The sequence below is a fragment of the Bacteroides sp. LFL-34 genome, assembly GCF_027257075.1.
GTDB classification, from domain to species: domain Bacteria; phylum Bacteroidota; class Bacteroidia; order Bacteroidales; family Bacteroidaceae; genus Bacteroides; species Bacteroides ovatus.
Window position 1 is genome coordinate 52837 of the sequence record NZ_JAPQKZ010000022.1, and the last position, 15711, is coordinate 68547.

Below are 15711 nucleotides of genomic sequence, written 5' to 3' on the forward strand. Positions count from 1 at the left end.
CATCAGCAAATATAATGTATGAGACAAAGAACTCTATTTTTTTAAAAGATAATTTGTATGCTCAAATCTATTAAAATGGGATTATTGTGCTTCTGTGTAATCAACCTATCGGTTGCTTGCAGCAGCGAAGACCCAAGTATCACCGATGAAACACCGGGACAGAATACCGGTAACGGTGGTAATGAGAACGAAGGTGGTGAAGAAGAGACACCTGCCGAAACGCGTTATGCCTTTCCGGGTGCTTACGGTGCAGGTCGTTATACTACCGGCGGAGCAGGCGGAGATGTATATATAGTAACTTCGCTTGAAGACAACGATAAGACAACACAAGGAACATTACGCTACGCATTAAATCGCACGGGAAAGCGCACGATCGTATTTGCAGTAAGTGGATTGATAGAACTGAAAAGCCCCTTGAGGATAACCAACGGAGATGTAACGATTGCCGGCCAGAGTGCACCGGGTGACGGTATTTGCCTGAAAGGACATCCCGTATCCGTACAGGCGGACAACGTAATCATCCGTTTCATGCGTTTCCGCATGGGATCGGACAACTTTACAACAGAAGCAGAAGCCGACAGCGGTGATGCATTGTGGGGAAAGCAACATAAAAATATTATCATTGACCATTGTTCGATGAGTTGGAGCACTGATGAATGTGCTTCTTTCTACGATAACACTAACTTTACCATGCAATGGTGTATCATCAGCGAAAGTTTGAATCGTTCGGTACACACCAAAGGTAATCACGGTTACGGAGGAATATGGGGAGGATCACCCGCTACATTCCACCACAATTTATTAGCCCACCACAGCAGCCGTACACCACGTTTATGCGGTAGCCGCTATACAGGGAAACCGGAAAATGAAAAACTCGATTTACGAAATAATGTTTTCTATAACTGGGGACCGACCAATGGTGGCTATGCAGGAGAAGGAGGAAGCTATAATTTCGTGAACAACTACTACAAGCCCGGACCAGTTACCAATACCAAGAAAAATATTGTAAACCGTATCTTCCAACCTAACGGTGATGACGGTACAAATAAAAACACCAAAGGTATATGGGGTACTTTTTATCTGAAAGGAAACTATTTTGATGGCACATGTCCTGAATTGAAAGCCGAATATCAATCTCTGCTTACTTCTGTAAACAATGACAACTGGCAAGGGTTACACCCCAATGCAACAGAAGCCGTTCCTTTACCCGATGGAGGAGAAAAAGCACTTCAGTCAAGTAACGAATTTACTATTTCCGAAGATGCATCCGAATTCACTCAATCGGCAAAAGAAGCTTATGAATCAGTATTAAAGTATGCCGGTGCTTCCTTAAAATATGATGATGTCGATAAACGCATCATAGCCAACGTTCGCAACGGAGATTATACGGCAGACGGCAGCAATGGCAGTGAAAAGGGACTCATTGATAAAGCCAGCGATGTAGGTGGCTGGCCGGAATATAAAAAGGAAACCGGTCCAAAAGACACCGACGGCGACGGCATCCCTGATGAATGGGAGACTGCCAACGGTTTGAACCCCAAAAGTAAGGCCGACGGTGCCAAATATACTCTAAGTAAAACGTATACCAATCTGGAGGTTTACCTCAACAGTCTGGTAGAAACGTTGTATCCCAACAAATAAATCGTCTATATCCCCAAACAGTTAAAAGATAATGAAGCAGAAAATATCTCTATTTTATGTAGCTATTGCATTCAGCATCGCAGGATTATGTACCTCATGCTCTTCCGACGATCCTGTAGATGATACAGGTGGAGGAACAAATAATCCAGGTGGGACATCTTCTGATGTCAAGCAACTGGATTATGGAGAACTTCTTGCTTTCCCATACGCCGAAGGCCACGGTCGCAATACCACCGGAGGACGCGGAGGAAAAGTTTATCATGTGACTAGCCTTGAAGACGACACCAGTGGAAGTATCAGCGGAAGTCTGCGCTGGGCTATGAAACAAGACGGTCCTAAAACGATTGTATTTGATGTGTCGGGTACCATCTATTTGAAATCGGAATTAAAAACCCAGAAAGATGATCTGACCATTGCCGGACAAACATCACCGGGCGGTATCTGTATCGCCAATTACCCATTTACGATTAATTCCAGCAATATCATCATTCGTTTCATCCGTTTTCGCCCCGGAAACTCTAACGTAGACTGCGACGGATTAGGAGGTTGTGACAAACAAAATGTAATCATCGATCATTGTTCAGTAAGCTGGGGAAGCGATGAATGTCTTTCTGTCTATGGTATGCAAAATTCTACCGTACAATGGTGTTTAGCTTATCAAGCCTTACGTGTGACTGATGTAAAGATCAATGCTGCCACAGGTAAATTCGCTTCTCACGGATATGGCGGTAACTGGGGAGGAAACTATGCCTCTTACCACCATAACCTGATAGCCCATTGCGAAAGCCGTGTTCCACGCCTTGGTCCCCGATATACTACATTAGCACTGAACAACAACGATGGAGAGCGAGTGGATATGCGCAACAATGTTTACTACAATTGGGGAGGCGAAGGCTGCTACGGTGGTGAAGCGCAACACGTGAATATCGTTAACAACTACTACAAGCCAGGCCCCGGAACCGATGAAAGCGGTAAAGCAGACCGTGCTTACCGTATCGCCAAGCCGGATGTATATGCGGAAAATTACTCCGGCGAAGCTTACAAAAAATGGCTTCAAACTTGGGGGAAGTTTTATATCGACGGAAATAAAGTGGTAGGCAATACGACTGTTAGCAATGATAACTGGACAAAAGGCGTATTTGAACAAATGGATAATAAAAACTGTGCAACTACGGAGCTTTGGAACCAACATACCCAGATAAAATCAAGTTCACCGGTAGTTAAGACAGGAAATGTAAGAACTCATACGCCGGATGAGGCTTATGAACGTGTGATGAGCTATGCAGGAGCCAGCAACTATCGTGATAAAGTCGACGAGTTGATAATTAGCGACGTTAAAAACAGAAAAGCAAGTTGCACGGGAGATGCCAGCAAATGGGAAGGTCTTTCCGGCTACTCACAAAACAAAAGTGGATATATCAACGACCCGAAAGATGTCTGCACAGCCTTAGGAGTAAGTGATCCCTACGATGTTCTGAAATCTGTAACCAATGCAAACGTGAAAGATACGGACGGTGACGGTATTCCCGACTACTGGGAAGAAGAATATGGTTTGAATCCCAAGAAATCTGCTGATGGAAAAGAAACGACTATTGACAAAAACGGGAAGTACACTAATCTGGAAATGTATCTCAATAGTCTGGTGCACGAAATCATGGTAAATGGTGCGACAGGTGGCAGTGTTATAGAATAATTTTAGTAAATTCAAACCCAAATGATAAATTAGTAATGAAAAAGAATATATTAGCAATCTGTAGTTTGATATTGGCTTTTCCTCTAGTGGGACAAGCCATGCAACCTGCCATTTCGGTTGAAAAAACATCAAAGGACTATCCTACCCCGGATCGTTCCAAAGTTCTCGCCTTCCCCGGTGCCGACGGAGCAGGAAAATATACCACCGGTGGTGCCGGAGGTACTGTATACACTGTTACGTCCCTGGCAGACGACGGTTCGGAAGGGACACTTCGCTGGGCTATCAGCAAGAAAGGTCCCCGCACCATTATCTTTGCGGTTAGCGGAATTATTGAATTACAAAAAGCATTAAAACTCAGCAATGGTGATGTGACCATTGCAGGACAGACAGCTCCGGGTGATGGCATTTGCCTGAAAAACTATACATTCTCTATTCAGGCAGACAATGTTATCGTCCGTTTCATCCGTTCCCGTATGGGAGTCGACATCAAACAAAAAGGTGACGACTCAATGAATGGTACTAAAGCGCACCAAAACATTATCATAGACCACTGCTCCATGAGTTGGTGTACGGACGAATGTGCCACATTCTATGATAACCGTAATTTCACACTTCAGTGGTGCATCATCAGTGAAAGTCTCGCCAATTCTATCCACGAAAAGGGAGCACATGGTTATGGGGGTATCTGGGGTGGACAACCTGCTACTTTTCACCATAACTTACTCGCCCATCACACTAACCGCACACCCCGTCTTTGCGGAAGCCGTTATACGGGTCGTCCGGAAGATGAAAAAGTGGAATTATTCAATAATGTGATTTATAATTATGGCAGTGACGGTGCTTATGCCGGTGAAGGAGGTTCCTACAACTTTATCAATAACTACTATAAACCGGGACCTTTCAGTGCGACAAAAGGTTCTTTCAAACGCTTGTTTACAGCGTATGCCGATGATGGCAAAAACAACAATAAAGCAGGTGTTCATGGTGTATTCTATTTCAAAGGTAACTATATGGATCCTACCTGTCCCAAACTGACCGATAAGCAGAAAGAGGCTCTTTATAAAGTGAATATGGATAACTCTTACGGACTGGTTATCAAAAAGGACTTTGCCACAGAAAAGGAAGTACTGTCTAAAAAAGCATTTGACATAGCCGAACATACTTCTTTGCAACCTGCCAAGAAAGCCTACAAAGATGTTCTCGAGTTTGCCGGTGCTTCATATCGCCGTGACGCCATAGACCAACGCATCGTAGATGAAACTCTCAAAGGCACTTATACTTACGAAGGTTCTCACGGAAGCACGAATGGAATGATTGACCAACCGTCTGATGTAGGAGGATGGCCGGAATATAAATCAGAAACAGCACTTGTTGATACAGATGGTGATGGTATTCCCGATGAATGGGAAAAGAAACACAACCTTAATCCCAATGATCCTTCAGACGGAGCCAAATATACATTAAGCCCGGAATATACAAACCTGGAAATGTATATGAACAGCCTTGTGAATCATCTATACCCTAAAAAATAATTTCGGATAACCAAGATGAGGGTAAATGTATCGGAACTCTCATAAACAAAAAATCACCCTCGCCACAGATAGTTGTAGTGAGGGTGATTTCGATAAAAGGGGAGCTTTGAACATCCCCCTTTCTATTTCTTTCCTTTCCTATTATTATCTCCCCACTCTATCCCGATACTCTGTAGGCGTCATTCCAACCTGTGCTTTAAAGCATTTACTGAAATAACGCGGATCATTAATGCCGACCATATACGAAATCTGGGTCATATTAAATTCTCCGATTTCTATTAATTGTGTAGCCCGCTTGATACGCATTTCTTTGATAAATTCAATCGGAGCCAATCCGGTAAGTGTTTTCAGCTTCTTGAAGAAGACAGAACGGCTGACAGCCAGTTCCCGAACCAAATCATCTACCACCAGTTCTCCATTATCCATGTTCTGCTCCATCAATTCAATCAATTTATCCATAAACTTACGGTCGTTGGGAGACATTTCGAGAGTTGTAGGTGGAGTTTCGGACACATCTTCTTCAGCAGACGGCATATCCGTAGCCACAGGCACTTCCTCCTGACCGGTAGAAATATTGATATGCATCAGACTATCCCGGTAGAAACTTTGCAGTTTCTTACGCTGCATCAACAGATTTTCCACACGTGCTTGCAGATAGGTAGCACTGAAAGGCTTCGTTATATAATCATCCGCACCATATTCCAATCCCTCCAGTTTGCTTTCAATCGTAGTTTTGGCAGTAAGCAAAATGATAGGTATATGGCTGGTCGTCATATCCGCACGCAGTTCACGCGTCATTTCGATACCGTCTTTTTCAGGCATCATCACGTCACTGATGATAATATCCGGCAGGTACTTCAAAGCCTTGTTTGCCCCCTCCTTACCGTCAGCAGCTTCCACCACCCGGTACATCGGAGAAAATATACTGCGCAAGAATTCACGTAACTCCTGATTATCTTCGACTAACAGCATCAATTCTTTGGAGTTCTCTTCTTTCGCAAATTCTTCCCCATACACATCATCAATCTTCTCCGAATCATCGCTTACCAACGTTTCAGACTGAATGGAAGAATTGGCAATATCCACTACCTGTCCCATTCTTGCCGGAGCATCCGCATCTTCCAGAATAAACTCGGCTTCCTTATCGTAATGTTCTTTTCCCTTGAGGAAATCGACTTTGAAGCAACTCCCTTCTCCCAAATGACTATCAACGGAAATAGTCGCTTTATGCATTTCCACCAACTCTTTCACCAATGAAAGTCCGATACCCGTACTAGCCTGATTGAAAAGATTCTTATCTACCAGATTCTCAAAACGGACAAACAGTGACTTCTTTTTGTTTTCTGCGATACCGATCCCCTGATCTTGCACACCGATAGAAACTGTCTTTTCATCTTCCCGGATAAACATCGTAATCATCTTGCCATTCGGCGTATATTTAAATGCATTGGAAAGCAAATTGAATACAATCTTTTCCAGCTTATCGGCATCCACCCAAAGATAAAGATGTTCCTTTTCGGTCTGGAACAGGAAATCAATCCGATGTTCCTCGGCCACAGCTTCAAAATTATCCATCACCTTACGGACGAAAGGTACAATATCCACCCGCTGCACCTGCATCTTCATCTTCTTATTCTGAATCTTGCGGAAGTCCAGAATCTGATTGACAAGACGGAGCATCCGATTGGTGTTCCGTTCAACCACCACTAACTGTTCGCGAGCATCAGCCGGCAATTTATCATTCTTCAAGACCTGCTCCACCGGACCAGCTATCAACGTAAGCGGAGTACGCAACTCATGCGATATGTTAGTAAAGAAACGCAGTTTTATATCTGAAATCTGCTGTTCGACCGAAACTTCATGCTTCAACCGATAAATAGTAAACAGGATATAAACGGCTACGAGAATAATAATCAGAATAAAAAGAACATAAAGCACATAAGCTACCGGCGTCTCCCAGAAAGAAGGCAGAATAACAATGTTCAGTATACGTTCATTATCCACCCACACACCATCACTATTCGTTGAACGAACACGGAGCACATACTCTCCTTTCGGAAGATTCGTATAAGTCACACTACGCTGCTTGTCGGCAAAAGTCCATTGTTTCTCAAATCCGTCGAGAATATAAGCATACTGTATATTCTGCGGATTAGTATAATCGAGTGCAGCGAAGTGAACGGAGAAAATATTCTCTTTGTGTGAGAGCACCAATGGGTCGGTATCGTCAATATCCACCTTCAACAAGGAGTTATCTCCGGGCGTAATATCCTCATTAGTCACCATCAGTTTGGAGAATACGATAGGTGGGATATAGCTACTCTTACGAATAGAGTCGGGATTAAATATAAAGACTCCCCCACTGGCACCGAAAAGCATACTTCCTTTAGCCGTCAATGTGGAAGCCGCTTCACTAAAGCGCACTGGGAAAGTAATACTACGTTCGTCGTAACTTTCAAAACGTTCTTCAGACGGGATAAATTTACAAATTCCATTCTCCGTACTAATCCATAAATTCTCCTTACTATCTTCGCGGGCAGAAAGCAAGACGTCGGAAGGAAGACCGTCCAGTACGGAATATGATTTGAACTCTCCGTGGCCGTCCTTACTGATAGATATCAGTTTGTTGAGTCCCCCACCGAAAGTAGCCAGATACAGTTCCTTTTTCTTAGTGGAAATAATCCAATGGACATCATTATTACTCAGACTTTGCGTATCGTTCGGCATACGGGAGAAATGATAAAACTGCACATCCTCCGGTTTCTTAAAGTTCTCATCAAAAGCAACAGCTCCCGTAGTTGTACCTACCCACAGGCGTCCATTATTATCGGAAGTAATGAAACGCGCTTTGTAGCAAGGATCAATCGGATACCCTTTCAGATTATTCCGGTGATTGATAAACAATGTCTTTCCTGCTTCATTCTGCGTGATGTAATTGATACCTCCGGCAAAAGTAGCTACCCAAATACGACCATAATGATCTTCATAGATACAATACACATTATTATCGCTCAAACTGTACATATCCTCTTCACGATGAAGATAACGGGTCAGTTTATAAGACATTCCGTTGGAAGAAGTCGGCTCGGCACGGACAAGTCCGTCTCCTTTTGTTGCAATCCAGATGATTCCTTTCGAATCCTGAATAACAAAATAAACAGTTCCCAACATGGGAGTACCGGTAGTAGAAACGATGCCGCTTTCGGTCAGGTATCCTTTATAAGCTTTATCGGCATCATACATACGAAGCATACCATCTTTCAAGCCAACCCACAGATTACCCAGTTTGTCTTCGCACAGGGCACGTACCTCATTATGCAATGATTCATGTTCATGCGGCATGGGAGTCATCATCGCAAAAGGTACATTCCGATAAGTCACCTTCTCCAATCCCTTGGAGTGGGTGCAAAGCCATAAATTACCTTGTTTGTCGGAGAAAGCCGAATGAATCTTATTGGAAAAACGCCAGTCACGACTACCCAGTCCATTATAGAAAGGAACCAATCGTTTTTTTTGAGGATCGAAGTAAGAGAAACCTCCTCCATAAGGGTGTACCCAAAGATACCCGTTTACATCTTCATGGATATGGAAGGCCGGACGGGAACGTTCAGGATTACTGTATTCAATAAGAATCTGTTCACGGGTCACCACTCTGGTCGAGGGATTAAAATGGGCTACAACACCCGGTTCTTCCTGCTCGAACCACACTTCCGAAGAACGGTCTACATAAGCAGAAAGGATTGGTTTTGCGGGTAAAGCCTTACAAGTCAGGAATGAGTAATGCACATTTGTTTTGGTCCGCAGGTTATAAGTAAAGAAACCATCCGAATCGGTAGTAATTACAGAAACGTCCGGTGCAACGGGGTGAATGGAAGTGATCTGCCCTTTTGTAGGAAGTTCGATCAACGTAAATTCTCCGCTATCTTTCTGATAAGACCAGATACGTCCCTGATCCGAAGCAAAGCAGATGTCCTTATCCCGCTCCTGTACTGCATAGAAAGCCTGATTCATTCCGCCAAACTTTCCTTTTGTCTCCGTGAAATAGGAATCCGGTTCTTTCTTTCCGGGATGGATCATGCCGAGGCCGTTGTCTGTTAACAGCCAGTCATTGCCTGCTTTATCCTGATAAACTTTGAATACATGTAAAGAGGGAAACAGTTCCGTCTTACTGGAATAAATATCCCATGTCAGGCGATGATTCTCATTTGGATGAGTCAGGATGCGGATAGCTCCGTCATTTTCTGTCAGCAGCCAGACGGTTCCGTTCGGCATCACCTCAATGGTATGCACATTGAAAGCACTCCCCTCCTCTCCGGCAGCAGGTACTTGTTCGAAAGTCTCTGTCTTCGGGTCGAAACGATGGACACGATTATCATAAGTCAGTAGCCACAAAAAACCATAACGGTCTTCATAGATACGGTCTACGCGATTATTGGTCAGACTGATGTAATTTCCCTGACGAGCCTTATATGTTTTGAAGGTATAACCGTTGAAACGGTTGATTCCATCCCAAGTGGCAAACCAAAGGTTGTCTTTGTGATCTTGCAAGATGTTCATCACCGTATTTTGGGACAATCCATCTTCAGTAGAATAGTGGGTGAAAAAACAGTGCTGCTGCGCATGTGTCGAGAACACAATAGCTAGCAAAAGAATTACTGAAATTAAGGTTTTCTTCATCATATAACTAGGTTCTGTGCCGTAAAGATAGAAAAATAGTTGTACTTTTATGCAATCTTTAGCGGCTATTTAACAGAATCGAACCATTCTATAGGACAAGTGATCTATTGTCTTTTATATATCCATTGTTTTTTGCTTAGTAATTCATTTCTTTACATATTCGTCAAGTCAACGTTTCACTGTTATCAGTTTGTTTCCGTCCGCTACCGGACCCCATCCATCTTCGCCTGCCAGTACAGTCGTAATCTCGTATCCTTGCAGGTTTTTCAGTTGTTGGGAGAAAGCGGCACGCGCTTTCGGATTGGCTCCTTCGCCCCGACTCTCATATTCGGCATAGAAGACTGTATTTTCGTTCTCTTTCTTGCCCCAGTTATTCCAACCGACAGGGAGAATGTGTTTACCTAGTTCGCAACGGATAAATACAGCTTGCGCATACGGACGCCAGGGACGAGACAGATATACTTTTGTAGCTTCCGGTTCCGCAGTCAGTTTGCAATCATAGAATACATAGCCATATTTTTTTCCTTTATCTGTAGAGGGAGCGGTGACATAACCATCCCGTTTGCTATGAATGTGACAACGGTTGAAAACAGCCGTAGACCAGCCGAAGATAAAATCAACCGTTCCTTCGATGTAGCAGTCTTCATAATATTGGCGGCTTTGCTTGCTGTATGTATAGAGGGTATCTTGGAAGCCGAGGAAACGACAGTTCTTAAAATAGACACGATCGGCAGATACGAAACAGGCAACTGCTTGTCCTACGGGACCTGATGAGTTCTCGAATGTGATATTCTCCGCATAAAAATCGGGGGCATAGATGTAACAGCTGGACGAACCGGAAGTTCCCATGTTCTCGCCGAATACATTTTTCTTGTTTGCAAAACCGTCATAAGTCAGTATCGCACCGTCTTCTCCAATCAAAGAGATATTAATCTTGGATTCAGGGATGATGAGCTTCTCTTTATAAGTTCCTTTACGAATCAGGATAGTGGTACGAACGTCTTTGCGAAAATCGGGAACAGCATTGATAGCTTCCTGCACGGTAAAGAAATCACCGCTACCGTCTTGGGCCACTACATAATCGAATTGACGGATATATTTCGCCAGTTCCGGAATTTCCTTGCCGATGGCATCCACTGCCAGTCCGGCAATTGTTCGTGCTCCGTATACGTTTAAATGAGTATTGTCTTCACGACCTTTCGGGAAAGCCGGCACCTGATTGGGTTCGACAAACATGAATAGTTTCTTTGATTCTACAGGTCCAAGTCCCTGCACCAGGTCATGAGTAATCTTGTTCATGTCGATGAAAGTCACTCCCAGTTCTTTTGCCACATTGCGGGGAGCATCCAGATAGGCACCATGCGTATCAAATAAAACGGTTCCCTCTTTCGGTTGTTCCTTTTCCCCCGGTGTACGGCGGACATCTTTTGCGATGGCATCATCCTTCGGCTGCACAAAGTTTCGACGGACGATAGAGTTGAACAACACCGGTATTCCACCTTTGGCGCGGGTTTCATTCACATACCGACGAAGATTTTCATCAAAAGTACTACCTGGATCGGTGTGACGAGTAGAGTCTGCTTTCTCATCATTATGGCCGAACTGGATAAAGACATAATCTCCTTTCTTCACCTTAGAAATTACTTTTTCCCAGCGTCCTTCGCTGATAAAACTCTTAGAACTTCGACCGTTGGCGGCATGATTGTCTATCCGTATGTCTTCGGAGAAGAATCCGGGAAGTACCATTCCCCAACCACGTTCGGGATTTCCTCCGTCTATTTTCTTGTTAGCCATTGTCGAATCACCTATCATAAAGATAGTGACGACCGGTTTGTCTGCACGAAATGCAGAAAAAAGAATAAGAGCCGTTGCAAGTAGCCCTACCATTTTAACCCTAAGTGTTTTCATATTCTTCATCCCCTCTTACGAGTTTTATTTTTTGTTTTTATCTGCCACCTGCAACGTTTTGCTTGTATCTTACTTGCAATCAACTGATTGCAGCGTTGCAGATACTGTTGCAGATACCGTTGCAGATGTTTATCTGCAACACCTTATATAATCCTGTTTTGCACGCAGGCAAATTCAGTTTCCACGTATAGGAACTATAGTTTCCCCGGGAAGAAACGCTAGTTTCCACGTAGAGAAACGACAGTTCCCACATAGGGAAACTGCAGTTTCCTGCCTTGGAACGGGAGTTTCAAGCTAGGGAAAGCAAAGAGCCAAGCCCGGAAACAAAAATTTCAAGCTACATAAACAGTCGGAAACCCTACGTGTTTTTATTTATAGGGATACCAATTACTGCTTTCCTTAAAGATATTTTGCGGAGTATACTTCATTGCCTCCTTATTTGTCAACTGTTTAGCCCATGCCACACGCCCGGAAGTATCTGCACCCGCACCCGTATTTCCGAATTCGGCATAACGGGCTGTCTTTTCGTTCTCCGGATTCTTCCAATTGTGCCATCCTTCGGGACGGATATGATTACCAAACTCACAATTGATAAAGACCGTTGCCGCATAAGGACGCCACGGACGACCCAAATATACTTTTTTCACTCCCGGAGCGGCTGTCAGCTTACAGTTTTTAAATACATAACCGAATTCTTCACTTTGAGGAGTGGAAGCGGCAGTGATATACGAATCACGTTTACTATGCAGTTCGCAATATTCGAATAGAGCGGTGGAAGGACCAAAAATAAAATCGGTAGTTCCCTCGATATAGCAATTCGTGAATAGAAGGCGCGCTCCTTCGGTTCCTGTATAAATAGTATCCTGATTTCCCAAGAAACGACAGTTGACAAACATCAGTCTGTCACCTTCGGTGTGAAGAGCTACCGCTTGCCCCAGTGGAGCCGCATTATTTTCAATCGTCAGGTCTTTGAAAGTGATGTCATTTCCCTCCACTTTGACCGTATAGGTGCGGAAGGTACCCATCTTATTTATATTAGCATGGTCATCGTAAGTGATAATCGTTTTTTCTGCGCTTTCGCCCACTAATTGCACATTCTTCACCCAGGAAGGAATGACCAGCTTTTCTTTGTATATACCATTCTTGATATAGATCGTCACCGTATAATCCATAAAAGCGCGGACAGCTTCCACGGCTTCCTGAATGTTACGATACTCCCCTGTCCCGTCGCGTGCCACGACTAATGTGTCTTTGCGTTGCTGTTGCTGTGCATAAACAGATGTTGCTCCCACACCCAGTAGAAGCAAACACATCATTCCTTTAAAAATACTCCTTTTCATTGTCGGAAATTACTTTTGTAAACGTTCGTATTCCAAGCTAGCCATAATAAAAGGTCCTACGGCTTTAGGATCGTTATTGCGGATAGTTTCATTAATATAATAGTCATAATCGCCGGAACGATAGACCTTTCCTCCCAATCCTGCCACTGCACAAGCCTTGGTGATGGTTACCAATCCGTTCTTGTCCACTTCGATAAAATTATCCAGGAATCCTTTGTAGCCTTTCAATGCCACATCCAGATAAGACTTATCAATATATCCCAAACGAACCGCCTTAAAGAGCGAATAAATGAACATAGCGGAACAGGAAGATTCTACGTAATTACCCTTATCACCACTCCGGTCCATCACCTGATACCATCCTCCGGTCTTCGGGTCCTGAAGTTTCTTCACCTGCGCAGCTACATTATTCAATATATCAAGCAGGGAATCTCTTCCGGCTTCATGCTGCGGAATAAATTCGAGCACATCCACCAATGCCATCGCATACCATCCCATCGCACGTCCCCACGTATGTTTCGACTGTCCGGTCACCGGATCCGCCCAACGTTGAGTGCGGCTTACATCGCACGCATGACGATAAAGACCATTCTTAGGATCGTACGTATGACGGGCACAAGTGACAAACTGGTTGATTACATCTGCATAGTCCTGCGGAAGATTATTACGGAATGCATACTCCGCGTAGAAAGGAGCTCCCATGTAAATTCCGTCCAGCCACATTTGGTGGGGATAAATCTTTTTATGCCAAAAACCACCGTCCTCATTGCGCGGTTGTCCTTCAAACTGGCTATAAAGCAAGTCGAGCGCTTTCTTATATTTAGGATTCTTGGTCTGCTCATAGATACGGAAAAGGATTTTTCCGGAGTTGATGCGGTCGAGACTGTAATCGGTTAATTTATAAGCGGTAATGCTTCCGTCTTCGTGCACCATTGTATCCGTATACGCGATAGCGTAATCGCGAATTTTCTTGTCGCCATAAGCGTCGTACACATCGAGCATGGCTCCCAGTTCAAGTCCGTGGCAATAATCCCACTTCAGTTTCGGCTGAAAGTCGAGCTGCCAGGATTCGGGGTAACGGATCATTTCCGATTCAGTCAGTCGCACAGACCAGGGAAGCTTGCTGTCTACCTGTTGTGCCGATACGGAAGCGGTCATTGTAACCAATAAAGCCACTATAAAAAAATTATAAAAAGGAGTTCGTCTCATGGTTTGTTATTTTAAGGATTCAACATAGTCTTTTTTCACGGTACGAAAGTAGTGTTTTTCCTCCAAACCCAGTGGGATTTTTTAGTCAAGTAGGTGCATTTTTTGTTTTTCGTGCACGGAAACGACTAATTTTGTGCACGCAAACGTCAAAAATGTCCATTTTTGATGCAATATCTCATAAATTAAGAGTTTCGTTTTGGAAGAAAGCAAAAAAGGTCTTACTTTTGGCACGGTTTACAACTAATACCCTCTGGGGAAACACAGGTAATTTATCATTAAAACAGAGAAAAAATAGAACAGAATGGAAGAAGTATTTAAGTACATTATCGGTCTTGGAGCGGCAGTAATGATGCCAATCATTTTCACGATTTTAGGAGTATGTATCGGTATTAAACTTCCCAAAGCGCTGAAGAGCGGTTTGTTGGTTGGTGTCGGTTTCGTTGGTTTATCAGTAGTGACGGCATTGCTCACCAGCAGTCTGGGTCCGGCATTAAGTAAAATGGTTGAAATCTACGGATTGGAATTGGGAATTTTCGACATGGGTTGGCCTTCTGCTGCGGCGGTAGCTTACAACACTTCAGTCGGTGCTTTCATCATCCCTGTTTGCTTGGGAGTCAATTTATTAATGTTGCTTACCAAAACAACCCGTACCGTTAATATCGACCTTTGGAACTATTGGCACTTCGCATTTATCGGTGCTATCGTCTACTTTGCTTCCGACAATATCTATTGGGGATTCTTCGCTGCTATCATCTGCTACATCATTACGCTGGTAATGGCTGATATGACTGCTCCTGCTTTCCAGAAGTTCTATGATAAAATGGACGGTATCTCTATTCCTCAACCGTTCTGCCAAAGTTTCGTTCCGTTTGCTATTGTAATCAATAAACTATTGGATAAAATTCCGGGATTCGACAAGCTGAATATTGATTCTGAAGGTATGAAAAAGAAATTCGGATTGATGGGTGAACCGCTGTTCTTGGGTATCGTAATCGGTTGCGGTATCGGCGCATTGGGTTGTGCCAGCTGGAAAGAAGTATTGGATAATATTCCGGGCATTTTAGGACTGGGTATCAAGATGGGTGCGGTGATGGAATTGATTCCACGTATCACCAGCCTCTTTATCGAAGGGTTGAAACCGATCTCTGACGCTACCCGCGAACTGATCGCTAAGAAATATAAGAATAACACCGGATTGAGCATCGGTATGAGCCCTGCACTGGTTATCGGTCACCCGACTACCCTGGTGGTATCTCTGCTATTGATCCCTGTCACTATCTTCCTGGCTGTTATCCTTCCGGGCAACCGTTTCTTACCGCTGGCTTCTCTGGCAGGTATGTTCTACCTGTTCCCGATGATTCTGCCTATTACAAAAGGTAACGTAGTGAAATCATTTATTATCGGCCTGGTAGCATTGATTGTAGGTCTGTATTTCGTAACAGGACTGGCAGGCTTCTTCACACTGGCTGCTAAAGATGTATACGAAGCAACAGGTGACCCGACAGTAAACATCCCCGCCGGTTTTGAAGGCGGCGCACTTGACTTTGCTTCCAGTCTCTTCTGCTGGGGTATCTTCCACCTTACTTACAGTCTGAAGATTATCGGCCCTGCCATCCTCGTGGCACTGGCACTCGGAATGGCTATCTACAACCGTATCCGCATGACTAGAAACGACGCAAAGAACGCATTGAACAGTAATAAGGAATAAGTA

At 43.9% G+C, this 15711-nt stretch carries 8 protein-coding genes; 4 read left to right on the forward strand and 4 right to left on the reverse strand.

What is annotated here, in order from left to right; genetic code table 11:
* Positions 1–57: 57 nt before the first annotated feature.
* The 3 genes from N5O98_RS14455 to N5O98_RS14465 are packed head-to-tail and all read left to right on the forward strand — an operon-like array spanning position 58 to position 4866.
* Positions 58–1641 (forward strand): hypothetical protein, encoded by a 1584-nt coding sequence (locus tag N5O98_RS14455; protein WP_004309414.1) that lies wholly within the window; start codon positions 58–60, stop codon positions 1639–1641.
* 31 nt (positions 1642–1672) lie between these two features.
* Positions 1673–3334 carry a pectate lyase gene (locus tag N5O98_RS14460; protein ID WP_269495779.1) on the forward strand — a complete coding sequence of 554 codons (1662 nt, stop codon included), beginning with the start codon at positions 1673–1675 and terminating at the stop codon, positions 3332–3334.
* A 35-nt stretch (positions 3335–3369) separates the two neighbouring features.
* The gene (locus N5O98_RS14465) at positions 3370–4866 is read left to right on the forward strand and encodes a pectate lyase (protein ID WP_004309412.1); all 1497 of its coding nucleotides are present in this window, start codon (positions 3370–3372) and stop codon (positions 4864–4866) included.
* 144 nt (positions 4867–5010) lie between these two features.
* Here the strand turns inward: N5O98_RS14465 and N5O98_RS14470 are convergent, their stop codons facing one another.
* The 4 genes from N5O98_RS14470 to N5O98_RS14485 all read right to left on the reverse strand — a co-directional run bounded on the left by N5O98_RS14470 (position 5011) and on the right by N5O98_RS14485 (position 14000).
* Positions 5011–9546 carry a hybrid sensor histidine kinase/response regulator transcription factor gene (locus tag N5O98_RS14470; protein ID WP_022199668.1) on the reverse strand — a complete coding sequence of 1512 codons (4536 nt, stop codon included), beginning with the start codon at positions 9544–9546 and terminating at the stop codon, positions 5011–5013.
* Between the two features lie 165 nt (positions 9547–9711).
* Complete coding sequence (locus N5O98_RS14475) at positions 9712–11460, reverse strand: pectinesterase family protein (protein WP_182423471.1); 1749 nt, start codon at positions 11458–11460, stop codon at positions 9712–9714.
* A 359-nt stretch (positions 11461–11819) separates the two neighbouring features.
* Complete coding sequence (locus tag N5O98_RS14480; protein ID WP_004309409.1) at positions 11820–12791, reverse strand: pectinesterase family protein; 972 nt, start codon at positions 12789–12791, stop codon at positions 11820–11822.
* 9 nt (positions 12792–12800) lie between these two features.
* On the reverse strand, positions 12801–14000 hold the full coding sequence (locus tag N5O98_RS14485) for a glycoside hydrolase family 88/105 protein (RefSeq protein WP_134978748.1): 1200 nt from the start codon (positions 13998–14000) through the stop codon (positions 12801–12803).
* 301 nt (positions 14001–14301) lie between these two features.
* Between N5O98_RS14485 and N5O98_RS14490 the strand changes: the two genes are divergently transcribed.
* A complete protein-coding gene (locus N5O98_RS14490) occupies positions 14302–15708 on the forward strand; it encodes a PTS galactitol transporter subunit IIC (RefSeq protein WP_004301502.1) in 1407 nt (468 codons plus the stop codon).
* Positions 15709–15711: the final 3 nt, after the last annotated feature.

Excerpts from the sequence above, each read along its gene's own strand:
- N5O98_RS14455 (WP_004309414.1), top strand. The coding sequence starts at position 58 with ATGCTCAAATCTATTAAAATGGGATTATTGTGCTTCTGTGTAATCAAC.
- N5O98_RS14460 (WP_269495779.1), top strand. The coding sequence starts at position 1,673 with ATGAAGCAGAAAATATCTCTATTTTATGTAGCTATTGCATTCAGCATC.
- N5O98_RS14465 (WP_004309412.1), top strand. The coding sequence starts at position 3,370 with ATGAAAAAGAATATATTAGCAATCTGTAGTTTGATATTGGCTTTTCCT.
- N5O98_RS14470 (WP_022199668.1), bottom strand. The coding sequence starts at position 9,546 with ATGATGAAGAAAACCTTAATTTCAGTAATTCTTTTGCTAGCTATTGTG.
- N5O98_RS14475 (WP_182423471.1), bottom strand. The coding sequence starts at position 11,460 with ATGAAGAATATGAAAACACTTAGGGTTAAAATGGTAGGGCTACTTGCA.
- N5O98_RS14480 (WP_004309409.1), bottom strand. The coding sequence starts at position 12,791 with ATGAAAAGGAGTATTTTTAAAGGAATGATGTGTTTGCTTCTACTGGGT.
- N5O98_RS14485 (WP_134978748.1), bottom strand. The coding sequence starts at position 14,000 with ATGAGACGAACTCCTTTTTATAATTTTTTTATAGTGGCTTTATTGGTT.
- N5O98_RS14490 (WP_004301502.1), top strand. The coding sequence starts at position 14,302 with ATGGAAGAAGTATTTAAGTACATTATCGGTCTTGGAGCGGCAGTAATG.